Annotated in this window: 22 protein-coding genes; 10 read left to right on the top strand and 12 right to left on the bottom strand. The window is 63.7% G+C overall.

Annotated features, from left to right (window positions below):
- The 3 genes from EOA22_RS01060 to EOA22_RS01050 form a co-directional block, all read right to left on the bottom strand.
- The coding region (locus EOA22_RS01060; RefSeq protein ID WP_164755166.1) for an indolepyruvate ferredoxin oxidoreductase family protein at positions 1 to 2,564 on the bottom strand (2,564 nt) is incomplete at its 3' end.
- A 219-nt stretch (positions 2,565 to 2,783) separates the two neighbouring features.
- Positions 2,784 to 3,320, bottom strand: a complete 537-nt coding sequence (locus tag EOA22_RS01055) for a hypothetical protein (protein ID WP_013528209.1) — start codon at positions 3,318 to 3,320, stop codon at positions 2,784 to 2,786.
- The gene (locus tag EOA22_RS01050) at positions 3,313 to 3,924 is read right to left on the bottom strand and encodes a CGNR zinc finger domain-containing protein (protein ID WP_063169838.1); all 612 of its coding nucleotides are present in this window, start codon (positions 3,922 to 3,924) and stop codon (positions 3,313 to 3,315) included. The genes EOA22_RS01055 and EOA22_RS01050 overlap by 8 nt, the downstream gene beginning before the upstream one ends.
- Positions 3,925 to 4,072: 148 nt before the next feature.
- Here EOA22_RS01050 and EOA22_RS01045 point away from each other — a divergent pair, with 148 nt between their 5' ends.
- The 4 genes from EOA22_RS01045 (at position 4,073) to EOA22_RS01030 (ending at position 8,579) form a co-directional block, all read left to right on the top strand.
- Positions 4,073 to 4,978 carry a branched-chain amino acid ABC transporter permease gene (locus EOA22_RS01045; RefSeq protein WP_063169837.1) on the top strand — a complete coding sequence of 302 codons (906 nt, stop codon included), beginning with the start codon at positions 4,073 to 4,075 and terminating at the stop codon, positions 4,976 to 4,978.
- Between the two features lie 188 nt (positions 4,979 to 5,166).
- Positions 5,167 to 5,751, top strand: coding sequence for a TRAP transporter small permease subunit (locus tag EOA22_RS01040; RefSeq protein ID WP_013528212.1), 585 nt, complete (start codon positions 5,167 to 5,169; stop codon positions 5,749 to 5,751).
- Positions 5,751 to 7,532, top strand: coding sequence for a TRAP transporter large permease subunit (locus EOA22_RS01035; RefSeq protein ID WP_127389817.1), 1,782 nt, complete (start codon positions 5,751 to 5,753; stop codon positions 7,530 to 7,532). Before EOA22_RS01040 ends, EOA22_RS01035 begins: the two co-directional genes overlap by 1 nt.
- Positions 7,533 to 7,550: 18 nt before the next feature.
- Positions 7,551 to 8,579: a zinc-dependent alcohol dehydrogenase family protein gene (locus tag EOA22_RS01030; RefSeq protein ID WP_063170440.1), complete on the top strand. Its 1,029-nt coding sequence runs from the start codon at positions 7,551 to 7,553 to the stop codon at positions 8,577 to 8,579.
- 85 nt (positions 8,580 to 8,664) lie between these two features.
- Here EOA22_RS01030 and EOA22_RS01025 read toward each other — a convergent pair whose 3' ends face one another.
- Positions 8,665 to 9,774: a TRAP transporter substrate-binding protein gene (locus EOA22_RS01025; protein ID WP_013528215.1), complete on the bottom strand. Its 1,110-nt coding sequence runs from the start codon at positions 9,772 to 9,774 to the stop codon at positions 8,665 to 8,667.
- Between the two features lie 263 nt (positions 9,775 to 10,037).
- Between EOA22_RS01025 and EOA22_RS01020 the strand changes: the two genes are divergently transcribed.
- Positions 10,038 to 10,811 (top strand): gamma-glutamyl-gamma-aminobutyrate hydrolase family protein, encoded by a 774-nt coding sequence (locus EOA22_RS01020; RefSeq protein ID WP_063169836.1) that lies wholly within the window; start codon positions 10,038 to 10,040, stop codon positions 10,809 to 10,811.
- Here the strand turns inward: EOA22_RS01020 and EOA22_RS01015 are convergent, their stop codons facing one another.
- The 5 genes from EOA22_RS01015 to EOA22_RS00995 form a co-directional block, all read right to left on the bottom strand.
- A complete protein-coding gene (locus EOA22_RS01015; RefSeq protein ID WP_024501916.1) occupies positions 10,812 to 11,216 on the bottom strand; it encodes a hypothetical protein in 405 nt (134 codons plus the stop codon). It lies immediately after the preceding gene.
- Between the two features lie 82 nt (positions 11,217 to 11,298).
- Entirely contained in the window at positions 11,299 to 12,282 is a 984-nt protein-coding gene (locus tag EOA22_RS01010) for a 2-hydroxyacid dehydrogenase (protein ID WP_013528218.1), read from the bottom strand.
- Positions 12,279 to 13,301 carry a LacI family DNA-binding transcriptional regulator gene (locus EOA22_RS01005; protein WP_082826628.1) on the bottom strand — a complete coding sequence of 341 codons (1,023 nt, stop codon included), beginning with the start codon at positions 13,299 to 13,301 and terminating at the stop codon, positions 12,279 to 12,281. Before EOA22_RS01005 ends, EOA22_RS01010 begins: the two co-directional genes overlap by 4 nt.
- A gap of 77 nt (positions 13,302 to 13,378) precedes the next feature.
- The gene (locus EOA22_RS01000; RefSeq protein WP_063169834.1) at positions 13,379 to 14,263 is read right to left on the bottom strand and encodes a DMT family transporter; all 885 of its coding nucleotides are present in this window, start codon (positions 14,261 to 14,263) and stop codon (positions 13,379 to 13,381) included.
- 197 nt (positions 14,264 to 14,460) lie between these two features.
- A complete protein-coding gene (locus EOA22_RS00995) occupies positions 14,461 to 14,868 on the bottom strand; it encodes a DUF2000 family protein (protein ID WP_013528221.1) in 408 nt (135 codons plus the stop codon).
- A gap of 49 nt (positions 14,869 to 14,917) precedes the next feature.
- On the opposite strand from EOA22_RS00995, the gene EOA22_RS00990 reads away from it, so the two are divergent.
- Positions 14,918 to 15,787 carry an AraC family transcriptional regulator gene (locus tag EOA22_RS00990; RefSeq protein ID WP_027164197.1) on the top strand — a complete coding sequence of 290 codons (870 nt, stop codon included), beginning with the start codon at positions 14,918 to 14,920 and terminating at the stop codon, positions 15,785 to 15,787.
- 24 nt (positions 15,788 to 15,811) lie between these two features.
- Here the strand turns inward: EOA22_RS00990 and EOA22_RS00985 are convergent, their stop codons facing one another.
- Positions 15,812 to 16,282: a MarR family winged helix-turn-helix transcriptional regulator gene (locus tag EOA22_RS00985; RefSeq protein ID WP_013528223.1), complete on the bottom strand. Its 471-nt coding sequence runs from the start codon at positions 16,280 to 16,282 to the stop codon at positions 15,812 to 15,814.
- 212 nt (positions 16,283 to 16,494) lie between these two features.
- A complete protein-coding gene (locus EOA22_RS00980; protein ID WP_063169833.1) occupies positions 16,495 to 17,241 on the bottom strand; it encodes an intradiol ring-cleavage dioxygenase in 747 nt (248 codons plus the stop codon).
- Between the two features lie 199 nt (positions 17,242 to 17,440).
- On the opposite strand from EOA22_RS00980, the gene EOA22_RS00975 reads away from it, so the two are divergent.
- Together EOA22_RS00975 and EOA22_RS00970 are read left to right on the top strand one after the other, a co-directional pair.
- On the top strand, positions 17,441 to 18,496 hold the full coding sequence (locus EOA22_RS00975; protein ID WP_063169832.1) for a GTP-binding protein: 1,056 nt from the start codon (positions 17,441 to 17,443) through the stop codon (positions 18,494 to 18,496).
- A 253-nt stretch (positions 18,497 to 18,749) separates the two neighbouring features.
- Positions 18,750 to 19,724 carry a WD40 repeat domain-containing protein gene (locus tag EOA22_RS00970; RefSeq protein WP_013528226.1) on the top strand — a complete coding sequence of 325 codons (975 nt, stop codon included), beginning with the start codon at positions 18,750 to 18,752 and terminating at the stop codon, positions 19,722 to 19,724.
- 6 nt (positions 19,725 to 19,730) lie between these two features.
- Here the strand turns inward: EOA22_RS00970 and EOA22_RS00965 are convergent, their stop codons facing one another.
- Positions 19,731 to 20,183 carry a hypothetical protein gene (locus EOA22_RS00965; RefSeq protein WP_063169831.1) on the bottom strand — a complete coding sequence of 151 codons (453 nt, stop codon included), beginning with the start codon at positions 20,181 to 20,183 and terminating at the stop codon, positions 19,731 to 19,733.
- A gap of 154 nt (positions 20,184 to 20,337) precedes the next feature.
- Between EOA22_RS00965 and EOA22_RS00960 the strand changes: the two genes are divergently transcribed.
- The gene (locus tag EOA22_RS00960) at positions 20,338 to 21,717 is read left to right on the top strand and encodes an aspartate aminotransferase family protein (RefSeq protein ID WP_063169830.1); all 1,380 of its coding nucleotides are present in this window, start codon (positions 20,338 to 20,340) and stop codon (positions 21,715 to 21,717) included.
- A gap of 11 nt (positions 21,718 to 21,728) precedes the next feature.
- Positions 21,729 to 22,598: glutamine synthetase family protein (locus EOA22_RS00955; RefSeq protein ID WP_206521257.1), on the top strand; the 870-nt coding region annotated here is incomplete at its 3' end.

Genomic DNA, 22,598 nt, shown 5'->3' with positions numbered 1-22,598 from the left:
GCATCGAAGAAATGTGCCTTGTCGTCGCCCGCAGCCGCGCGGATCGCCTTTTTCAGCCGCTCTATCGGCAACGAAAAATCGGCCGAGCGGGCGAATTCGCCGGGCATGATCTCGGCGGTGTTGGCGACGAAGATGGTGTGGCCCTCGCGCACCGCGGTCAGCACCTTCTTGGCGCCCGACACGACGAGATCGCAGCAAAGCACGAGATCGGCCTTCCCCGCCGAAACGCGGATTGCATGGATGTCGTCCGGGGTACGAGCGATGCGGACATGGGTGAACACCGAGCCGCCCTTCTGGGCGAGGCCGGCCATGTCGATCATGCCGCAGCCCTTGTCCTCAAGATGCGCCGCCATGCCTAGCACCGCACCGACGGTGACGACGCCGGTGCCGCCGACGCCGTCGATGATCGCCGCCCAGCCCTGCTCGCCAAGCGGGAATTGCGCCGGCACGGGCACGCCTTCCAGCGGATCGGCCTTGCCGGCCAGGCCCTCGGCCTTGCGGATCTTGGCGCCGTGCACAGTGACGAAGGACGGGCAGAAGCCGTTGACGCAGGAGAAATCCTTATTGCAGCTCGACTGGTCGATCTTGCGCTTGCGGCCGAATTCGGTCTCGACCGGCTGGATCGAGACGCAGTTCGACTGTACGCCGCAATCGCCGCAGCCTTCGCAGACCAGTTCGTTGATGAAGACGCGCTTGTCGGGATCGGGGAATGTGCCGCGCTTGCGGCGGCGGCGTTTTTCGGCGGCGCAGGTCTGGTCGTAGAGCAAGACCGAAACGCCCTTGACGTCGCGCAGCTCGCGCTGGACGAGATCGAGGTCGTCGCGGTGATGGATAGTGGCACCGGCCGGGAATTCGGCTTTGCCAGCATATTTGTCCGGCTCATCCGTGACGATGGCAATGCGGTCGACACCCTCTGCCCGCACCTGCCTGGCAATCATATCGACGGTCAGGCCGCCTTCGTGCGGCTGGCCGCCGGTCATGGCGACCGCGTCGTTGTAGAGGATCTTGTAGGTGATGTTGGCATCGCTCGACAGCGCGAAGCGGATCGCCAGCGTACCGGAATGGTTGTAGGTGCCGTCGCCAAGATTCTGGAAGATGTGCTCGCGCTTGGAGAACGGCGCCTGGCCGACCCATTGCGCGCCCTCGCCGCCCATGGCCGTGAAGCCGACTGTGTTGCGGTCCATCCACAGCGCCATGAAGTGGCAGCCGATGCCGGCCGCGGCGATCGAGCCGTCCGGCACCTTGGTGGACGAATTGTGCGGGCAACCGGAACAGAAGAACGGCGTGCGCGAGCCGATGTCGGTGGCCTCGGTGAGCATTGCCTGGAACTGGCGCAGTTTTGCCACCCGCGCCGAAATCTCTTCGGACGGGCCGATGGTCCTGACGATCCTCTCGCCAAGCGCGATGGCGATCTCGTTGGGATCGAGCGCGCCTTTGGCCGGAAACAGCCAGTCGCCGCGCTCGTCCTTCTTGCCGATAATGACCGGTTGGGTGGCAGTGCCATAAAGGCTTTCGCGCAACTGTACCTCGATCAGCGAGCGCTTCTCCTCGACGACGACGATGGTGTCGAGGCCGCGGGCGAAACCGGCGATGTGATGCAGGTCGAGCGGCCAGGGGCAGCCGACCTTGAACAGCCGCACCCCGATGCGGTTGGCGGCCGCTTCGTCGATGCCGATATCCTCCAGCGCCTGGCGAACGTCGAGATAGCTCTTGCCGAGCGTGATGATGCCGATCTTCGGATTGCGGCCGCCCGAATAGACGATGCGGTTCAGCCCATTGGCAAGGATGAAGGCGGAGGCCGCGGCGCGCTTGTGTTCATGCAGCCGCTCTTCCTGGCCGAGCATGTCGATCTCGTGGCGGATGTTGAGACCGCCAGGCGGCATGTCGAACTCCGGCACGACGATGTTCAGCCGCTCGAGCGCGGCATCGACCGAGGCGGTCGATTCGATGTTGTCCTTGACGCATTTGATCGCCGCCCACGTGCCGGCAAAGCGCGACATGGCGAAGCCGTAGAGCCCGTAGTCGATGATCTCCTGGACACCGGCCGGGTTGAGGATCGGCACCATCGTGTCGACGAACAGGAATTCGGTGGCGTGCGCGTTGGTCGAGGATTCGGCCATATGGTCGTCGCCCATCAGCGCAAGCACGCCGCCATGCTTCGACGATCCGGCGAGGTTGGCGTGGCGGAACACATCGCCTGAGCGGTCGACGCCCGGTCCCTTGCCGTACCAGACCGAAAAGACGCCGTCATGAGTGCCCTCGCCCAGCAGCTCCGTCTGCTGCGCCCCCCAGCAGGCGGTGGCGGCAAGCTCCTCGTTGAGACCCGGCTGGAAGACGATGTCAGCCTGGGCGAGCTGTTTCTTCGCCTTCCACAGCTGCATGTCGAGGCCGCCGAGCGGCGAACCGCGATAGCCAGAGACGAACCCGGCCGTGTTCAAGCCGGCGCGACGGTCGCGCTCGCGCTGCATCAAGAGCATGCGAATGACCGCCTGCGCGCCGGACAGGAAGATGCGCTCCTTTGCGAGATCGAACTTGTCGTCGAGCGCGACGTCGTGCAGCGTCATCAGGCATTTCCTCTGCGGAGGCCACGCGGGGCAGGCAGCCAACGTCGGGGTCGGATGACGCATCCTTTCTCCCCTTGCAAGGCAGGTCAAACAAAATCGCAGATGCCAGGCAACGCGCAACGAACAGTCCGCGGCCATCCTGAATCGGGTATGAAACCGATCCGCGGACATTGCCCGGCGCATGAACATTACAGCTGCGGCGCGGCCGGCCGCGACGCGTCAGCCGCCTTTCGAGCAATCTGGCTTCGGCTCGCCCGGCAGCTTGCCGTCGGGATGGCCGACGAGATCGGGATTGGCGGTGTAGAGCTGGTCGATGACCAGCGGCCGGTCGGGCAGGATCGACTGGTCTTCCGTCGACATCAGCGTGGTGTCGATCTTCTGCAGGACCGCGCCGTCGGCGCCCTTGATGCTGATGGCAATCGCATAGGGCTTGTTCTTGACGACGCAGGTCAGTGCCGGGCTCTCCAGCGTCACCTTGTCGAGCTTCGGCCAGACCTTCTGCTCGACCACCAGAGGTGCGCCGCCGGCGGGATCCTGGAAGCTGGCGACCGCCACCTGGCCCTCTCCCATCGGCTTCAGCGGCCGCAGGGTCACCACATAAGTCGCCCTGGCGAGGCGGTAGTTGAAAACGAATATCTTGCCGGAAATCTCGAACAGCTTGCCTTCGGCGTCGCCGGTGTCGCGGCAGGCGCCGAGCGCAACGGCCACGATGAGCGCCGCGCCAACAAGGATCGAACGGGAAAGGCCGCTACGCATTCTTGACCTCATTTTCCGCCATGCGACGACGGCGATAGTGACGGCTTGCCTTCTGACGGTTGCCGCACACCGCCATGTCGCACCATAGGCGGCTGGAATTGCGGCTTCTGTCGACGAACAGCCAGGTGCAGTTGGGACAGATCCTGAGCCTTGCGACGGTATCGTCGCGCAGAAGCGATAGCGCCGAAACCGCCAGCGCCGCCTCGAAGGCGATCGGCGTCAGGGGATCACCGAACGGCCTTCCCGGCACACCGATCTCGGTCCGGCTGCCGGCAAGACCCTCGGCGCAGGCGCTCAGGAATCCGGGCAGATCAGCGGTGGCGACCGCGCCCTTCGACACCGCTCCACGAAACAGCCGGTCCGTCGCCTCGCGGATCGACAGCACGACGGGTGCGATCGCCACCGCTGAGGATACCGCCAGCGGCCTTTCGCCAAGCTCGGCGGCGCGAAAGCGGCTCGCCGCGTCGGCGAAGCGAGCAATCTCGGCCGGATCTTCGAAGCGGTCGAACGTCCGCTCCGGATCGCCGCGCAGCACGACGGTGTTCGCCGTGTCGAGCGCAAGCAGGCCGCCGGTGAAGCGGTGCGGGGTCCATGATACCGTCATGGCGAAAATCTAACCGATAAATCGTATTTGACAAGTTAGATTCAGCGATGCAACCTCACTCCGGGATGCGGTGGTCTCCGCAGCCTTTTGAGCATGCTGTTGGCCAGGACCGCTTCGCACTTTTGGGCGGCATGCTTCGAGGTTTTGCATGCTCTATTTCTTCCAGCAGGTGCTGAACGGGCTGCATTCGGGCGCGCTGTATGCGTTGCTCGCCTTTGGCTATGTGCTGACCAACGGCATCCTGCACCGCACCAATCTCGCTTATGGCGCGTTGTTCGCCTTTTGCGGCCAGACCATGATCCTGACCGCGGCCTTCGGCTATCAGGTGCTGTGGCTGACGCTGCTGGCGGCGGTGGCGCTCGGCGTCGTCGCTGCGTTCCTCTATGCCGCGCTGATCAGCCACGTGCTGTCGCGCAGTGTCTTCGAACCGTTGGCCGACCGCACGCCCAATGCAATCGTGGTGACGACGCTCGGCATCCTGCTGCTGCTGTCCGAAGCGAGCCGCATCGCCGCCGACACGCATGATCTGTGGCTGCCGCCGATGCTGGCGCAGCCCATCGTTTTCGCGCAGGGCGCGACCTTCAAGGCAACGCTGACGCTCATCCAGCTTATCGACTGCGCCGTGGTGGTGGCGGCAATCGCGCTGGCAAGCTGGGCTTTTGCCCGGTCGAGCTTCGGACGGTGCTGGCGCGCCGTCTCCGACGACCCCAAGGCTGCCGCGATGTGCGGCGTCGACGTACGCGCGGTGTTCCGGCACGCGGTGCTGTTCGGCGGCTTCTGCGCCGCGCTGGCCGGTGTCATGGCCGGGCTCTATTACGGCAATGTCAGCTTCGGCTCGGGCCTCGTCTACGGACTGAAGATCCTGTTCGTGACGGCGGTCGGCGGCTATCTCTCGCCACCGCGCGCGGCGCTCGGCGCGGCCGTCTTCGGCATGGCCGAATCGCTGTGGGCCGGCTACTTCCCGGTCGAGTGGCGCGACGCGTGGATGTACCTGTTCCTGGTCACGACGCTGATCCTGATCGGCGCCGGCCGCGACACCGGCAAAATCGCCTGAAAACGTCAGACTTTGGTTGCATGACGCGAGGGCAGATCGCCGGTATTGGGCACTGTCTGCGATGCGATGATATTCGCTGCCTCTATCCTTGTTGACCCGTCAGTCCACGCGCGGCATACCGTTGGACCACGTGGCGTGACGGACAAAAAGGGGGAAGCCGGCACGCCTCCGGTACAAGGGAGGAATGCATGGCAGGGCTTCTCGCTCTATCCAGGACTATTGATCGCGCCAACGAGTTCATCGGCAAATGGATATCGTGGCTGATCCTGCTGGCGATCCTGGTGAGCGCCGCCAACGCCATTATCCGCAAGGTGTTCGACATATCCTCGAACGCTTGGCTCGAGCTGCAATGGTATCTGTTCGGCGCCGCCTTCATGCTGGCCGCCGCCTATACGCTGAAGCAGAACGAACATATCCGCATCGACGTCGTCTACGGCCTGTTTCCACGCCGCGTGCAGCACTGGATCGACCTTTTCGGGCATGTCTTTTTTCTGATGCCGTTCGTGACGCTGATGGTGATCTATTTCGTTCCTTATGTGTCGCTGTCGTTTCGCAGCGGCGAGATGTCCAACAATTCCGGCGGCCTGATCATCTGGCCCGCCAAGGCCATCCTGCTCGTCGGGTTTTTCCTGCTGGCGCTGCAGGGCATCTCCGAGATCATCAAGAAGATCGCCATCATGCGCGGAGACATGGACGACCCCAATCCCTTCATATCGGTGCATGAGCAGGCCGAACTCGAAGCCAAGGCGCTGGCCGACGAGGTGCGTTCGTGATGGAGTTCATCGCGCAGAACATGGCGCCGATCATGTTCGCTTCGCTGATCATCTTCCTGCTGATCGGCTACCCCGTCGCTTTTTCCTTGGCCGCCAACGGCTTGATGTTCTTCTTCATCGGCGTGCTGCTGTCTCCCTATTCCGGAGGATCGATCAACCTCGCCTGGCCGCTCCTGCACGCATTGCCGGATAATTTCTACGGCAGCCGGGTGATGTCGAACGACACGCTGCTGGCCATCCCGTTCTTCACCTTCATGGGCATCGTGCTCGAGCGGTCGGGCATGGCCGAAGACCTGCTCGACACGATCGGCCAGCTGTTCGGGCCAATCCGCGGCGGCCTCGCCTACGCCGTGATCTTCGTCGGCGCGCTTTTAGCGGCGACCACCGGCGTGGTGGCGGCTTCCGTCATCGTCATGGGCCTGATCTCGCTGCCGATCATGCTGCGCTATGGCTATGACCGCCGGCTCGCATCCGGTGTCATTGCCGCCTCCGGCACGCTTGCCCAGATCATCCCGCCGTCGCTGGTGCTGATCGTGCTTGCCGACCAGCTCGGCCGCTCGGTCGGCGATATGTACGCGGGCGCGTTGATCCCGGGCCTCGTGCTCACCGGCCTCTATATGTCCTATATCCTGATCATGTCGATCATCCGGCCGAACTCGATGCCGGCGCTGCCGCTCGAGGCCCGTACACTTGGCCATGGCGTGATGTCGCTGCTGGTGGCTTTGCTGGTCACATCGGCGGTTTCCTACGCGGCATATCGTTATCTGGCGCCGGCGCATGGCGACAATGCCGACATTCTTGGCGCGACTGCCGGGGTGCTGTTCATCTACATCGTCGCCATTGCCGACAAGCGCCTGAACTTCAACATGATGTCCAGGCTAGCGCAGCAGGTGATCATCGTGCTGATCCCGCCACTGGCGCTGATCTTCCTGGTGCTGGGCACCATCTTCCTGGGCATCGCCACGCCGACCGAAGGCGGCGCCATGGGCTCGGTCGGCGCCTTGTTCATGGCGGCGGCCAAGGGGCGCTTGTCGCTTGACGTCGTTAAGCAGGCACTGGCCTCGACGACAAGGCTGTCGTCCTTCGTGCTGTTCATCCTGATCGGCGCACGGGTGTTCTCGCTGACCTTCTACGGCGTCAACGGCCACATCTGGGTCGAGCACCTTTTGACGTCGCTGCCGGGCGGCGAGGTCGGCTTCCTGATCGGCGTCAACATGCTCGTCTTCTTCCTCGCCTTCTTCCTCGATTTCTTCGAACTGGCGTTCATCATCGTACCGCTGCTGGCGCCCGCCGCCGACAAGCTCGGTATCGACCTGATCTGGTTCGGCGTGCTCCTGGGCGTCAACATGCAGACCAGCTTCATGCACCCGCCCTTCGGCTTCGCGCTGTTCTATCTGCGTTCGGTGGCCGCGCGCGTGCCCTATCTCGATCGTCTCACCGGCAAACAAATCGCGCCGGTGACGACCGGCCAGATCTATTGGGGCGCGGTGCCCTTTGTCTGCATCCAGGTGATCATGATCGGGCTGACCATCGCCTTCCCGCAAATGGTGATGCACTACAAGGGAACGACCGTCGATCCGGGCACCATCGACTACAAGGTACCGGAGGTGCCCGGCCTGTCGCCGCTGGGCACGCCGCCGGCGGATGGAGCGGCGCCCGCTGGTGGCGCCACGGCGCCGGCCGCTCCTGACCTTCCGCACCCGCCCAGTTTCGGCGATCCGACACCGGCAAAGCCGGCAGCGCCACAGCCCGACCTGTCGCAACCGCCAAGCTTCAACTGAACCGGCATGGTCAAGACCATGAAAGCGGTGCGGCTGGAAGCAGTGGGCGGCATCACGCTGCGCGACGTCGACATGCCTGACATCGGTGCGGATGAGCTACTGGTGCGCATCGAAGCCTGCGGCGTCTGCGGCACGGACCGGCATCTGTTTCACGGTGAATTTCCCTGCACGCCACCGGTGACGCCCGGCCATGAGTTTTCCGGCATCGTCGAGGCGATCGGAACATCGGTCTCGGGTTTTGCCATCGGCGATCGTGTTACCGGCGACCCCAACATAGCCTGTGGGCGCTGCGCACACTGTCACGCGGGACAAGTCAATCTCTGCAGCAATCTGTGCGCGATCGGCATTCATCGCGACGGCGGCTTTGCCGAATATCTTGCCTTGCCGCAGAAGCAGGCTTTCGTCCTGCCTGCAGGCCTGAACCCCCTGCACGGTGCCTTCTGCGAGCCGCTCGGCTGTTGCCTGCACGGCGTCGACCTTGCCGGTATCAAACCGGGCAGCTCGGTGGTCGTGCTTGGCGGCGGCGTGATCGGCCTGCTCACCGTGCAGCTGGCAAGACTGGCGGGAGCCACGACCATCATCCTGTCGACCAGGCAGGCTTCGCGGCGCGCCCTCGCCGAGGACCTCGGCGCGACAGCGACGATCGATCCGACAGCCACCGATGTCATCGATGCGATCGCCGGACCGGCCGGTCTGGCGCCAGGTGGCGTCGACGTCGTCTTCGAATGCGCCGGCGTGCGAGAGACCGTCGAGCAGTCCATGCGCCTGGCCCGAGCCGGCGGCACGGTCGTCATTGTCGGCGTGACGCCGCAAGGCATGAAAGCGGAATTCGAGCCGTTCGACCTGTTGTTCCGGGAACTGAAGGTGCTCGGTTCCTTCCTCAATCCCTACACCCATCGCCGCGCCGCCGAACTCATCGCTTCCGGTGCGGTCGAGATCGACAGGCTGATCTCCAGGCAGGTGTCGCTTGAAGAAGCGCCAGCGGTGATCGCCAATCCGCCGGCGCCCGGCGAGGTCAAGGTTCTGGTGGTGCCGCGCCGCGGCTGAACCGCCGGCTTCGCCTCCCGGCATATACAGAAAAGCTCTCTAAGCGGGGTCCGCCCAGAGAGCTTTTGAGCAGAAGTACAAACGACTACAGCTTGCCGTTGCGCTGCTGGACCATCATGAAGGTGTCGTAATTGTATTCGGCCACCTGTGCCCAGAGATAATGCTCCTTGCGGAAGCCCTTGATCGATTCCCAGATCTTCTTGAACGGGGCGTTGGAAGCTTCCATTTCGGTATAGACCTCGTTGGCCTTTTCGAAGCAGGCGGCCATGATCTCCTGGCTGAACGGGCGCAGTTTCGCGCCGCCGGCCACCAGCCGCTTCACCGCCGCAGGGTTCAGATAATCGTATTTCTGCAGCATGTTGGCGTCGGCCGCCTGCGCGGCAGTGTGCAGCAGCGACTTGTACGTTGGCGAAAGCTCTTCGTACTTCGCCTTGTTGAACATCAGGTGGACGGTCGGGCCGCCCTCCCACCAGCCGGGATAGTAATAATAGGGCGCCACCTTGTAGAAGCCGAGCTTCTCGTCGTCATAGGGGCCGACCCATTCGGCCGCGTCGATGGTGCCTTTTTCCAACGCCGGATAGATGTCGCCGCCGGCGATCTGCTGCGGCACGACGCCGAGTTTCTGCACCACCTTGCCGGCAAAACCGCCGATTCGCATCTTGAGGCCGGAAAGGTCGGCCACCGTGTTGATTTCCTTTCGGAACCAGCCACCCATCTGCACGCCGGTGTTGCCGCCCGGCAGGCCGAAAAGGCCCTGCGTGGCGAGAAACTCGTTGAACAGGTCGATGCCGCCACCATGGTAATGCCAGGCATTCATGCCGCGTGCGTTGAGCGAAAAGGGAACCGCCGCACCGAGCGCCCATGTCGGGTCCTTGCCCCAGTAGTAATATGCCACCGTATGGCAGGCCTCGACCGTGCCGGCCGTGGTGGCGTCGGCGGCCTGCAGGCCAGGCACCAGCTCACCGGCAGCAAAAACCTGGATCTGGAAATTGCCGTCGGTGGCTTCCGACAGCATCTTCGAGAACACCTCGGCGCCGCCATAGATGGTGTCGAGCGACTTCGGGAAGGACGACGCCAGCCGCCATGTCACCTTGGGATTGGACTGGGCGATTGCAGGCGCCGCCAGCGTGGCCGCCGCCGCCGCGGCACCGACGCCGGTGACACCGGCCTTGCGAATGAATGAACGACGATCCATGAAGTTCCTCCCTTTTGGATCAACAGGCCGACGTCAGAAAATCCTCGGTTTCCGTGTCGGTTCGTTCGAGACAATACACAGGCAAGAAGTCGAGTCCAGCAGGCCGGCCCCATTTGACGGCGAAGCCCGGCTGCACTGCAACTATAGTCTAACAGGCCGTTTCGTGGCCCATGCGACACGCCGAAACTTGGCATGGAAAAATAACGTGGGATCGCCTATTTTGAAGGCAGGTATCCCTTGCCCAAATGGAACACAGAGCCCAAATGCATCAGCCGCTCGTCGCCATATCGACCGACGTCCGTCAGTTCGACAACTACACCTGGCACGCCGCCCCACAACAATATCTGGAAGCGGCGATCACCGGCGCCGGCGTGTTCCCGGTGCTGGTGCCATCGTTCGGCGACCGGCTCGATTTCGACGAACTCCTGTCGTCGGTCGACGGCGTCATGGTCACCGGCTCGAAATCCAATGTGCATCCCTCGCTCTATGGCGGCGACGCCAGTGAAGCCAATGGCCCCTATGATCCGGCGCGCGACGCCACGACGCTGCCGCTGATCCGCCGGGCGATCGAACGCGGCGTGCCGCTGCTCGCCATCTGCCGCGGCATCCAGGAACTGAACGTGGCGTTGGGCGGCACGCTCGGCACCGAGATCCAGGAGCGCGAGGGTTCGCTCGATCACCGCGCGCCGGTGAGCGAGAAGCAGGACGAACGCTTCGCCATCCACCAGACCATTTCGATCAAACCTGACAGTTGCCTGGCCGGTGTGTTCGGTGCCGGCGACATCAAGGTCAATTCGTTGCACCGCCAGGCGATCGACCGGCTCGGTTCGAAGCTGCAGGTCGAGGCCGTCGCCACCGACGGCACGGTCGAGGCGGTTTCGGTGCGGGACGCCCGCGCCTTCGCCGTCGGCGTGCAATGGCATCCGGAATACTGGGTCAAGTCGGACAGCAATTCGGTGAAAATATTCCGTGCCTTCGGCGATGCGGTTCGGCTGCACGCCGCAGCGAAGGCCGGCGCGCGGGCCGCAGCGGAATAATCAGTCGCCGGATTTTTTATCACGGGTGGCCGCCAGCGACAGCAGCGGCAGCGCCGGGGCATAGGATTCGTAGCCGTCGCCATCGGCAGCCGCGAAGGTGACGATTGGATCGGTGCCATTGGCGCTGAAGGCAACGGTGCCATCGTTTTGCTCGCGCCAGAACTTCGCCTGTTCTATGCCCGGCAAGAGCCGACGGCATTTGGGAGCAACGGTGAGCAACGACAAACCGTCCGAAATTTCGGCCCCGCGGCTGACTGCACAGACCGCCTCATCGCCATTGGCGACCAGCCTGTAGCTGTTGGACGGGGCGGCCTCGTTGGCTACGCTTTCCCGGCTGCCGCCATGAAACAGCTGAATGCCACCAAACAGCGCTGCGGCAGCGATCAATGCGGAAAGTGCTTTCATCATTCTTCATCCACGTACACGGACAGGTTGAACAATGATTCCAAAGGGTTAAGCTGACGTTAATAAATGTGGCAGCCACCGATCAGTTTCTAGCCTTCACATGCGCCGTCTCGGGCACCGGCGTCAGCGGCCGGCGCTCGGTGAACCAGGACACCAGATTGTCGACGCACAGATCCGCCATGGCGCGGCGTGTATGGTCCGAGGCCGAGCCGACATGCGGCAGCAGCGAGGTGTTGGGCGCGTCGAGCAGCGCCTTGGGCACGTTCGGTTCGTCGGCAAAGACATCGAGGCCGGCAGCGGCGATGGTGCCGTTGGCAAGGGCTGCCGCAAGCGCTGCCTCATCGACCGTGCTGCCACGGCCGATGTTGACGAAGACGCCGTTGGCGCCAAGCGCCGACAGTATCTCGGCATTGACCGCCTTCTCCGTCGAGGCGCCGCCCGGCGCGACCGAAATCAACGTATCCACGGCTTCGGCAAGCCCTTTCAGGGTCGCATGATAGTGGTAGGAAAGACCTTCGACACGGCGCCGGTTGTGGTAGGCGACCGGCAAGCCAAAGGCCTCCAGACGCCGGGCAATGGCCTGCCCGATGCGGCCCATGCCGAAAATACCCACACTGCGCCCGCGCAAGGTCAGCCGGCTCAGCGGATAGTTGCCCTTGCGCACCCAGCTGCCGTCGCGCAGCCAGGTCTCGGCGCGCGGCAGGTCGCGGATGGTGTTGATCAACAGCCCGATCGTGGTGTCGGCGACCTCCTCGGTCAACACGTCGGGCGTGTTGGTGACCATGATGTTTTTCGCCGCCGCATGACCGACATCGACCGAATCATAGCCGACGCCGAAGGAAGCGATGAGTTCGAGGTTGGGCAATGCGTCCATCATCGCCGCGTTGATGCCGGCGAACGAAGCGATGCCGCGCACATCACTGCGCATCTCGTCGGTGACGAGCGCCGGATCGGCGCGTTCAATTCTGACACGCCTGAACGTGCGGTTGATGCGGTCGACCGCGTGGTCGTTGAAATCGCCCGGCACCAGGATGGCGACGGTCTGCAACTGTTCGGCCTTGGTCATGCACGCTCCACCGGCTTGCCGGTCGACTGACGCACATGCAGTTCCGGCTTGATCAATTCCTGCGAGGGTCGCACCGTCTGGCCGTTGAGCTTGTCGAGCAGCGCGCTGGCGGCGCGGCGGCCAACCTCGCGCTGGCCGTTCCAGACTGTGGTCAGCGCCGGCGTCGCGATCGCCGCCTCTTCGAGGTCGTCATAGCCGGTGACCGAGATGTCGACGCCCGGCACCAGGCCGGCGCGGGCAATGCCGTTCATCAGACCGATGGCGACGAGGTCGTTCCAGCAGCAGGCAGCTGTCGGCCTGTCCTTCAGCGCCAGGAACTGCCCGGCGGCCTCGAAGCCGGCCTGCTTGGTGCGCGGCCCGGCGATGCGCCAGGACGGCCCGACTTCCAGCCCGGCCGCCTCCATCGCGTTGACATAGCCTTGGTAGCGGTCACGGCCGGTCGAGGTCTGGTCGGTGCCGCCGATCATGGCGATGCGCTTGTGGCCGAGCGAGATCAGGTGATTGGTGGCGAGGCCTGTTCCATAGGAGTCGTCGCCGCGAAAGACCGGCACGTCGGCACCCTCGACGGTGCGCGCGATCAGCACAGCCGGCAGGCCGTTCTCCTCGGCCATCACGATGTCGGAAGCCGGCGTGCCTATCGCCGGCGACATGATGACGCCGTCGGCGCCGAGTTGCAAAAGCGTATCGATGAAAGTGCGCTGCTTTTCGAGCTGATCATAGTGGTTGGACAGGATGAAGGTTTGCCGGCTGCGGTCGAGCTCGCTTTCGATCGAGCGCAGGATCTCGGCGAAGAACGGGTTCATGATGTCGTGCACGACGACGCCGACAATGCCGGAACGCGAGGTGCGCAGGCTGGCGGCGCGTCGGTTGTAGATATAGCCGATGGCGCGGGCATGTTCCTTGATGCGGTCACGGGTGGTCCCGGCAACAAGAGGGCTGTCGCGCAGCGCCAGCGAGACCGTGGCCGTGGACACGCCGAGCGCATCCGCGATCGTCGAAAGCTTGATTTTTTGTGCCAGCGACGTGTGCTCCCCGGACCTGACTTTCCAGACCTAAACTGTTTAAAGGCGGCGTTATGCCACCGATCGGGGGCAAATCAAAGTTTTTTTGCCAACGCCTCGGCCTCGACGTCCGAGGCCGCGCGGCTCCGCAGCCGAAGCCTATGCTCGCGATGGACGATGTAGAGGCCGCTGGCGACGATGATGGCGGCGCCGACCAGCGTCCAGCGGTCGGGAAACTGCTTGAAGACGATCCATCCGGAAATGATCATCCACACCATCTGCGAATAGGGATAGGGCGCCAAAGCCGTGGTCGTCGCCAGCCGGTAGGCCTGGACGAGCAGCCAGTGACCGACGCCGCCGAACACGCCGAGCATCAGCAGCACGAACCAGTGCCAGCCGTCATGCGGCAAGGAAAACGAAAACGGCAGCAGGGGCAACAGCAGCAGCGCCGGCGCCAGCGCCGAAAACAGGATGAGGCTCTCCGATGTCTCGGTCGCCGACATGCGGCGCGTCATGATGACGTAGAAGCAGTTCGACAGCATCGAGCCGAGCGCGAAGAGATGTCCGATGCCGAACACGCCGACGCCCGGTCGGGTGATGATGAGGACGCCGGCAAAGGCCGCCAGGATGGCCAGCCAGCGCCGCCAGCCCGCCCACTCGCCAAGCAGCGGACCGGCCAGCGCCGTGATCACCATCGGCCCAAAGAAATAGATCGAGGTTGTCTCGGCCAGTTGCAGGGATTTGAGCGCCAGGACATTGAATATGGTCGATCCGAACAGGAAAGCCCCGCGCAGGATATGCGCAGGCAGGTTGATCGGGCGAAACCGCATGGGTTGGCGCCAGCCGCGCAACAGGGTGCCGACCAGGATGACATGCACGGCAAAGCGCACCCAGGCAACGACCAGCACGGAAATGCCGGCGAGGACGAGGTATTTGCTTGATGTGTCGAGGAAGGTGAAGCAGACGTAAGTGGAAAGCATGCACAGGATCGCCACCGGGGGCGTCGCGCTTTCTACATGTCTTTGGGGAGCACTCACTTGCAGGCCGGGTGGGAGCTGGGCTGGACCCACCTTTGCGGGAATTGCCGGCTCCCGGCAAGCCAATTGTCGGCTGTCGCCACGCCAAAGCCGGCTGGCACAACAAGTGTCGGCGGCAGGCTTAGTCGATGCCTCTGAAGCTACGGGTGCATACGGGCGCCCTTGGTGATCTTGTCGACCAGCTTCTTGTCGGCGCGAAGCGCGATCCCGACCGCCTTGGCGTCTTCAGGCGCAAATTCGGCGAAGACGGCGCGGTTGGCCGCGTCAAAGCCGGTCGAAAACATCTCCTCGACATAGAGCGAGGTGGTCACGCCGCGCTCCAATGTGCGCCGGTGGATCGTGCCCAGCGTGGCCTGGTCGGCGGACAAAACGATGACCGGCTGGATCGACAGCGGGTTATAGAGATTGCCGGCGCGGTCGCGATAGGGTTCACCGATGATATCGGAAAACTGCGCGACGATGCCGCTGGTCAGGAAGGCGGTGACGTTGAGTTTCTGCCAGACCGCCAGATCTTCCCTGAGCACGATTGCAAATTTCGTATCGAACATGAGACATTGGCCATTCGGTTTGTGCCCCAATGCGAGGCTTAAGGAGACGATGTCGCACGATCTAGACAGCCAGGCCTTCGAGGGTCTTGGACGTTTGTGCATCGATGCGGCGGAAAACCGTATTATCTCCGCCCCCGATCCCGCAGGCATGGAGCGGATCGAGGCACGCTTCCATGGCAGCGCGTTCGACCTGCATCGCCACGACACCTATGCGATCGGGGTAACGCTGCACGGTGTGCAGACGTTTCGCTATCTTGGTGCTGCGCGTCACAGCCTTCCAGGCCAGATCATCGTGCTACACCCCGACGAACTGCATGACGGCGGCGCCGGCACCGAGGACGGCCTGCGCTACCGAATGCTCTATTTGGAGCCGTCGCTGATGCTCGACTGCCTCGGCGGCGCTTCGCTGCCTTTTGTGAGGGATGGCGTGGTGACGGACGCCGCCTTTTGCGCAACGCTGCTTTCGGCGCTGGGGCCGCTGGAGCAGGAACTCGACGACCTGTTCGTCGACGATTTCCTGGTCCAACTGATGCAAAGCCTGACCCGGCATGGTGGCCAGCCGGCAAAGCCGATGACCAGGACGGCGTGGCGGGCGGCTGCACTGGCGCGCGACTATCTCACGGAAAACCTGACCCGGCCGGTGCGCTCCGGCGAACTGGAAGCCATAACCGGGCTCGACCGCTATGCCTTGTCACGGCATTTCCGCGCGGCGTTCTCGACCAGTCCGCATCGCTTCCTGGTGATGCGCCGGCTTCAGCGTGCGCGGCGGATGATCGCCGCCGGCGAACCGTTGGCGCAGATCGCGGTCGAAGCCGGCTTCAGCGACCAGAGCCATTTCATCAGGCAGTTCAAGAAGGCGTTCGGCATGACACCGGGACGCTGGTCGTCGCTGATCCAGGGCTCTGCCGCGGCGGCTTGATCGCCTGCCGCGACAATCCGCCGGTCAGTCGTCCGACTCGGCGTCGTCGTCGATGAGCACCAATTCCTCGTTCGAGAGGTTGGCCTCGATGCGGGCAAGCAGTTTGAACAGCGACTTCTGGTCCTTCTTGTCGAGGCCCTTCAGCGCCTGCTTTTCGGTCTTCTTCACCGATTTCTCGATGGCGTGGATGATGTCGCGGCCTGTATCGGTGAGAAAGATGTGGGCCTGGCGGGCATCGGCTTCAGAAGCGCGCTTCTCCAGGAACCCCTGGGCCTGCAGCCGGTTGATGGTCTTGGTGATCGTCGGCGGGCGCACGCCGAGACGTCCGGCAAGATTGCCCGGCGTCTGGCCGTCCTCACGGTCGAGCGCCAGCATGATCTGGTCCTGGCCGGCATAGAAGCCGTGCGCCAGAAGCCGGGCAGCCAGCGCCGTCCTTGCCAGCCTTGCCGCGGAATGCAGCCGGCTCATTGTCGCAGTCTTGTCCGCCTTGGCCATGGTCTTCCCTCTTCGGCCGTACCGGTGCGGGCAGCATAGAGGCAGCCGGCCGGTTGGCAATCGACGATCAAAAAGATTCCGGTGCTTCAAACAGCTTTGCCGGCAAGCATTGTGGTGTCCGCCGTGGCTAATGCCAGATGTTTATTTCAGTTAGATGACAAACGAATTCGTGACCGGAGTTTTCGCCGCTGACAAGGTGCGTGAGGGAACGCTCAGCCGGACTTCACCGCCACGATCATCAGCGCCTGATAGGCATCCTCCAACTCGCGCAGCGCAGCCTGCGATTGCGATCCGGCCCGCCTGGCGATGCCGTCATCGGCATTTGAAGTGTCGCGCTTGCCGGGCCGGTCATTGTAGGGCGCGACAGAGGTGAAGATCTGCTCGCTGAGGCTGTCGGGGAAAAACAACTGGCCGGTCATCACCGACCTGTCGTCGGGGAAGACCTTGAAATGGATGTGGGTGGTGCGGCCGCGATACCAGCCGGGATAGATCGTGGCGAAGGAGACGATGCCGCTTGCATCGGTTTTCTGCCAACCACGCAGGAAGGTCTGGCCCGACGTGTCGACGTCGCGGCCGTCACCCTGTCCGGGATAGCCGGAATAGGCGCCCTGCGCGTCGCAATGCCAGATATCGACGCGGGCGCCGGCAAGTGGGCGGCAGTCCACGTCGACAACCTGCAGCCGGACGTCAAGGGCAATACCTTTCTTGCCTTCGGTGACATCGGCACGTTCGAGTTTCGGGTCGAAATAGAACGGTCCCTCGGTCACTTCAGGCGTAATGGTGCAGACACCGGCGCCGTTTTCGAACAAGGCCAGTCCGGCATAGGGTGAAGCCTGGGCAGCCGAAGATTGAGCGGCCATTGCCGAGGCCGGCAGGAAGGCACCACCTCCGGCGGTGACCGCGATCAACCCGAGCGCCTGGCGCCGGCTCAATGAGAAGGAGGATGGCTTGCCGGACATATCTTGCCTCTCAAATTGACCTTCCGCATCCCGAGCTAGGCAATCACAGCGGCTTTCGCCAGTCAAAATCCGGTATTGTAGCAAGCCGGTTTGGCCCATCGGTTTGCCCCGTGCAAAAGCCCGGCACACATCCTATATGGAACCGACAATCCCTTTTGAGGGCCGGATCTTTTGCGGCCCAGCACTTTCGAGGCAAGCCATGAGCGACGCACAGACGCAAATCCCCGTAACCGTTCTCACCGGCTATCTCGGCGCCGGCAAGACGACGCTGCTCAACCGCATCCTGTCGGAAAACCACGGCAAGCGCTACGCCGTCATCGTCAACGAGTTCGGTGAAATCGGCATCGACAACGATCTGATCGTGGAATCCGACGAGGAAATCTACGAGATGAACAATGGCTGCATCTGCTGCACGGTGCGCGGCGACCTGATCCGTGTCGTCGAGGGCCTGATGCGCCGCCCCGGCCGCTTCGACGCCATCGTCGTCGAGACCACCGGGCTCGCCGATCCGGTGCCGGTGGCGCAGACCTTCTTCATGGACGACGATGTGCGCTCCAAGACCAGGCTTGACGCGGTGGTGGCGCTGGTCGACGCCAAGCACCTGCCGTTGCGGCTCAAGGATTCCAAGGAAGCCGAGGACCAGATCGCCTTCGCCGACGTCGTCGTGCTCAACAAGACCGACCTCGTCACGTCAGAAGAACTCGCCAAGGTCGAGGCAACGATCCGCGCCATCAATCCGGCGGCAAAGATCCATCGTACCACCCGCGCCGGCGTTGACCTGACCGAAGTACTCGACCGCGGCGCTTTCGATCTGTCCCGGGCACTGGAAAACGATCCGCACTTCCTCGAGGCGCATGACGATCACGATCATCATGACCACGACGGCCACGATCACCACCACCATGATCATGACGGGCACGACCACCACCATCACGCGCATGCTTCGGACATTCATGACGTGACGGTGCAATCGGTGTCGCTGCGCGGCGGCGAGATGGATCCGAAGAAATTCTTCCCCTGGATCGAGAAGATCACCCAGATGGAAGGCCCCAACATCCTGCGGCTGAAAGGCATCATCGCGCTCAAGGGCGACGACGAGCGCTATGTCATCCAGGGCGTGCACATGATCATCGAAGGCGACCACCAGCGCGCCTGGAAAGACGGCGAAAAGCACGAGAGCCGGCTGGTGTTCATCGGCAGGGAACTCGACGCCGAGCGGCTGAAGAAGAGTTTTGACGCCTGCCAGGCGGCTTGATTTCCAAGCCTTATAACGCTAGCGCTGCCCCTTCTGTCCTTCTCCCCTTGTGGGAGAAGGTGGCCGTGCGAAGCTCGGTCGGATGAGGGGTGCTCCAGCTGGGCACCGACGGCGATCCGTCCAACACCCCTCAACCGTCTCGGCGCTGCGCGCCGATCCACCTTCTCCCACAAGGGGAGAAGGTTGGCGCCACACCCGGCCGCGCTGGCGACTTCCCGGGGATGGCAACAAACTTCATTGGAATGGTTCCCTGATGCCCACAGTCGCCCCCCTAGACCTCGAAGGCCATTGCATCGCCGCCGCCTTTCTCGGCGACGTGCCGCATTTCGCGATGGCCGACGGCGCCATCCATCGGCTCGACCATGGCCACAAGACGGTTCAGGCCAATGACGGGCTGCTCGCCGCCTTCCATGATGCGGCCAATGACCGGCTGATCACCGGCGGCGAGGACGGCAAGGTGTTTGCCGTGAAAACGGGCGGCGAGGCCACGGAATTGGCAAGCGCGGCCAGGAAGTGGATCACCAGCGTTGCCGCCGGGCCGCAAGGCGCCATCGCCTATGCCTCAGGCAAGACTGCCTTCGTGCGCTTCGCCGACGGCAAGACCAGGGAATTCGTCCATCCGCGTTCGGTGGAGGGGCTGGCCTTCTCGCCCAAGGGCATGCGCTTCGGCGTCGCCCGCTACAATGGCGCGACGCTGCATTTCCCGGCCGCCGAGGGCAAGCCGGTGGAACTCGAATGGGCCGGCGCCCATACCGGCATCACCTTCTCGCCGGATGGCGCCTTCCTCGTCACCACCATGCAAGAAAACGCATTGCACGGGTGGAAGCTCGCCGACGGCAAGCACATGCGCATGACCGGCTATCCCGGCAAGGTCAAAAGCCTGTCGTGGAGCGTAAAGGGCAAGTGGCTTGCGAGTTCCGGCGCGCCGGCGGCGATCGTCTGGCCGTTTTCCGGCAAGGACGGGCCGATGGGCAAGGCACCGCTGGAACTCGGCACGCGCGGCAATGCCATGGTGACGGCTGTCGCCTGTCACCCGAGCCAGGATGTCGTCGCCGTCGGCTATGATGACGGCATGGTGATGGCGGTGCGTTTTGCCGACGCCAAGGAAGTGCTGTTGCGGCGGCCGGGCAAGGGCGCCATCACCTCGATGATGTGGGACAAGGAAGAACGCCGCGTCGCCTTCGGCAGCGCGGCAGGCGACTGCGGCGTCATCGACATCACGGCCTGACCCCGCTCACTCCGCTCCGCACGACACTTTGCCGCTGATTTCGACCGGTTTGCCGTCCTGGTCCGTATCCGCTGCGGCGTCGTAGATGGAGAGCGTATAGCTCCCGTCGTAGACGCCTTCGTCGCTGGTCCTGGTCAGGATCGTCAGTTCGACCGAGTTGATCTTTTGCGCGGCCTCGTGCTCACGATAGATGTTCAGCCGCAATTCCTTGCCGTCGAGCCAGTACTGCGTCAGGTTGGAATCCTCGAACACGGTCTTGCGCAGGCTGTCGCTGGCAGGCCGGCTCAGAATTTCGAGGTTGCCGCGAAAGTTGAAGGTCGGCCCGCCCATGCCTCTGGTGACGCCGGCCTCGACCTCGAATGTCGCCGCCGGGTCGTCGGTGGAGCACCAGATGCCGCCCGAGGCGAAGGCCGCGCTCGCCGACGACAGGTGCATCGCCACACAGATGACCGTCCTCATTACCCCTCCCCCTCAATTCCCGCTCATATTGGCGCCGACTTCGGCAGCACGGTCAAGCGCCGCCGCCAAAGGCTGAGCCAACGCAGGACAGATGCGCGGCCAATTGCGGATGCAGACACGGATTGGCTAAGAGGAATCGACCAGAGGGGTTTTCATGCACAGCGATATGTCCAAGACGTCCATCGGCGGCATCGGCCGCGACCGCATTGCCGATCTGCGCGAGACCGAGGGGGCAGCCTTCCGCAAGGCGCGGCCGCAATCTCAGGTAAAGGTCGGCAACGGCCTGCCCGGCTTCTTCGGCGGCGTGCCGATGCACTGGATGAACGACTGGCCGACGCCGTTTCCGATCCTGGTCGACAGCGCCAAGGGCGCCACGATCACCGACATCGACGGAAACAAGCTCGACGATTTCTGCCTTGGCGACACCGGCTCGATGTTCGGCCATTCGCCGCCGCCGGTGGCGCGCGCCATCCGCCGCCAGGCCGGACGTGGCCTGACCTATATGCTGCCTTCGGAAGATGCGCTGGCCATCGGGCCGCTGCTGCAGCAGCGCTTCGGCCTGCCATTCTGGCAGATCGCGACGACGGCAACCGACGCAAACCGTTTTGCATTGCGCGTCGCCCGCGCCGTCACCGGCCGGGAGAAGATCCTTGTCTTCAACGGCTGCTACCATGGCTCGGTCGACGAGACGATGGTGCGGCTGATCGACGGCAAGCCCGTCAACCGGCCGGGATTGGCGGGCGAGTTCCGCGACCTGACGCGTACGGCCAAGGTCATCGAGTTCAACGACATCTCAGCACTCGAAGCCGCGCTTGGGGATAAGGACGTCGCCTGCGTCATCGCCGAACCGGTGCTGACCAACTCCTGCATGGTGCTTGCCGATCCGGGCTACCATGACGCCCTGCGCAAACTGACACGCCAAGCCGGCACACTGCTTCTGATCGACGAGACGCACACGATCTCGACCGGCCCCGGCGGCTACACGAGGAAATATGGTCTCGACCCGGACTTCTTCGTCCTGGGCAAGCCGATCGCCGGCGGCGTGCCGGCCAGTGTCTGGGGCATGAGCGACGACGTCGCCTCGCGCTACGCGGACTACAACAGGACCAAGGAGCCGGGCTATTCCGGCATGGGCACGACGCTCTCGGCCAACCCGCTGCAGTTCGCAGCGATGCGCGCCGCGCTTGAAGAGGTGATGACGCCGGAAAATTATGACCGCATGGATCACCTGGCGCGGCGGCTCGATGCCGGGTTGACCGGCGTGATCGATCGCTATCGCCTGCCCTGGCATGTTTCCCGTGTCGGCGCCCGCGTCGAGTTCATCTGCGCGCCCGGTCCGCTGCGCAATGGCGCCGAGGCGGAAGTGGCGCATGCGCCGGAACTGGAGGCCGCCATCCATGTCGCGCTGATCAATCGCGGCGTGCTGATCGCACCCTTCCACAACATGATGCTGATCTCGCCGGCGACCACTGCGACCCAGGTCAACCGGCTGATCACCGCCTTCGGCGCGGTTGCGGCAAAGCTTGGGGCATGAGACAAGCGGCGATGGACCATCCCAATGCCACAATGACCTCACCTTCGGGCTCGACATCCGCCGAGGCGCACGCCTTTCTCGACGCCCATCCCGAGATCGAAGCCTTCGATATCGTGCTGACCGACGCCAATGGCGTCGGCCGCGGCAAGATCGTGCGCCGGCATGAGCTGAAGAGCATCTTCGAGGGCGGCCGCCATATGCCGATCTCGATCCTGGGCCTCGACATCACCGGCGAGGATGTGCACGAGACCGGGTTGATCTGGACGACCGGCGACGGCGATCTCAGGGCATGGCCGATCCCCGGTACGCTGGTGCCGCTCTACGGCACGAGCCCGCCACGTGGCCAGCTGCTGATGGCGATGTACATGCTCGACGGCCGGCCGATGTCGTCGGATCCGCGGCTGGCGTTGGCTCGGCAAGTCGACATCCTGGCGGCCAAGGGCCTCTATCCGGCCGGAGCCTTCGAACTTGAATTCTTCCTGCTGGCCAATGAGCGCGACGCCGACGGCAAGGTGCAGCCGGCGCGCGCCGTGCTCGACGGCCGCGTCTCGGGCAAGACGGAAGTCTATTCCGTTGATCATCTGCACGGCATGGAGCCGCTGTTTTCCGACATCTATGCCGCAGCCAAGGCGCAAGGCATTCCGGCCGAGACGGTCATTTCCGAATATGCGCCCGGCCAGTACGAATTGACGCTGAACTACCGCAAGGATGTGATGCGGGCGGCCGACGACCTGGTCATGCTGAAGCGGCTGGTGCGGGCGCAGGCGCGCCGCCACGGCGTCACCGCCTGCTTCATGGCCAAGCCGATCGAGAAATACGCCGGCTCGGGCATGCATTTCCATGTTTCGCTGCAGGACAGAGCCGGCCGAGTTTTTTTTTTT

The sequence above is a fragment of the Mesorhizobium sp. M7A.F.Ca.US.014.04.1.1 genome (assembly GCF_003998745.1).
GTDB lineage: Bacteria > Pseudomonadota > Alphaproteobacteria > Rhizobiales > Rhizobiaceae > Mesorhizobium > Mesorhizobium ciceri.
Note: the sequence above shows the minus strand (reverse complement) of the source record. Positions and strands in the feature narration are given on the sequence as shown.

What these genes read in the sequence shown, in the direction of transcription:
- EOA22_RS01025 (WP_013528215.1), bottom strand. Translation starts at nt 9,774, where the DNA reads ATGGATCGTCGTTCATTCATTCGCAAGGCCGGTGTCACCGGCGTCGGT.
- EOA22_RS01030 (WP_063170440.1), top strand. Translation starts at nt 7,551, where the DNA reads ATGAAAGCGGTGCGGCTGGAAGCAGTGGGCGGCATCACGCTGCGCGAC.
- EOA22_RS01040 (WP_013528212.1), top strand. Translation starts at nt 5,167, where the DNA reads ATGGCAGGGCTTCTCGCTCTATCCAGGACTATTGATCGCGCCAACGAG.
- EOA22_RS01055 (WP_013528209.1), bottom strand. Translation starts at nt 3,320, where the DNA reads ATGCGTAGCGGCCTTTCCCGTTCGATCCTTGTTGGCGCGGCGCTCATC.
- EOA22_RS00995 (WP_013528221.1), bottom strand. Translation starts at nt 14,868, where the DNA reads ATGTTCGATACGAAATTTGCAATCGTGCTCAGGGAAGATCTGGCGGTC.
- EOA22_RS01050 (WP_063169838.1), bottom strand. Translation starts at nt 3,924, where the DNA reads ATGACGGTATCATGGACCCCGCACCGCTTCACCGGCGGCCTGCTTGCG.
- EOA22_RS01015 (WP_024501916.1), bottom strand. Translation starts at nt 11,216, where the DNA reads ATGAAAGCACTTTCCGCATTGATCGCTGCCGCAGCGCTGTTTGGTGGC.
- EOA22_RS00960 (WP_063169830.1), top strand. Translation starts at nt 20,338, where the DNA reads ATGCACAGCGATATGTCCAAGACGTCCATCGGCGGCATCGGCCGCGAC.
- EOA22_RS00980 (WP_063169833.1), bottom strand. Translation starts at nt 17,241, where the DNA reads ATGTCCGGCAAGCCATCCTCCTTCTCATTGAGCCGGCGCCAGGCGCTC.
- EOA22_RS01045 (WP_063169837.1), top strand. Translation starts at nt 4,073, where the DNA reads ATGCTCTATTTCTTCCAGCAGGTGCTGAACGGGCTGCATTCGGGCGCG.
- EOA22_RS01010 (WP_013528218.1), bottom strand. Translation starts at nt 12,282, where the DNA reads ATGACCAAGGCCGAACAGTTGCAGACCGTCGCCATCCTGGTGCCGGGC.
- EOA22_RS00990 (WP_027164197.1), top strand. Translation starts at nt 14,918, where the DNA reads ATGTCGCACGATCTAGACAGCCAGGCCTTCGAGGGTCTTGGACGTTTG.
- EOA22_RS00970 (WP_013528226.1), top strand. Translation starts at nt 18,750, where the DNA reads ATGCCCACAGTCGCCCCCCTAGACCTCGAAGGCCATTGCATCGCCGCC.
- EOA22_RS01000 (WP_063169834.1), bottom strand. Translation starts at nt 14,263, where the DNA reads ATGCTTTCCACTTACGTCTGCTTCACCTTCCTCGACACATCAAGCAAA.
- EOA22_RS01020 (WP_063169836.1), top strand. Translation starts at nt 10,038, where the DNA reads ATGCATCAGCCGCTCGTCGCCATATCGACCGACGTCCGTCAGTTCGAC.
- EOA22_RS00975 (WP_063169832.1), top strand. Translation starts at nt 17,441, where the DNA reads ATGAGCGACGCACAGACGCAAATCCCCGTAACCGTTCTCACCGGCTAT.
- EOA22_RS00985 (WP_013528223.1), bottom strand. Translation starts at nt 16,282, where the DNA reads ATGGCCAAGGCGGACAAGACTGCGACAATGAGCCGGCTGCATTCCGCG.
- EOA22_RS01035 (WP_127389817.1), top strand. Translation starts at nt 5,751, where the DNA reads ATGGAGTTCATCGCGCAGAACATGGCGCCGATCATGTTCGCTTCGCTG.
- EOA22_RS00965 (WP_063169831.1), bottom strand. Translation starts at nt 20,183, where the DNA reads ATGAGGACGGTCATCTGTGTGGCGATGCACCTGTCGTCGGCGAGCGCG.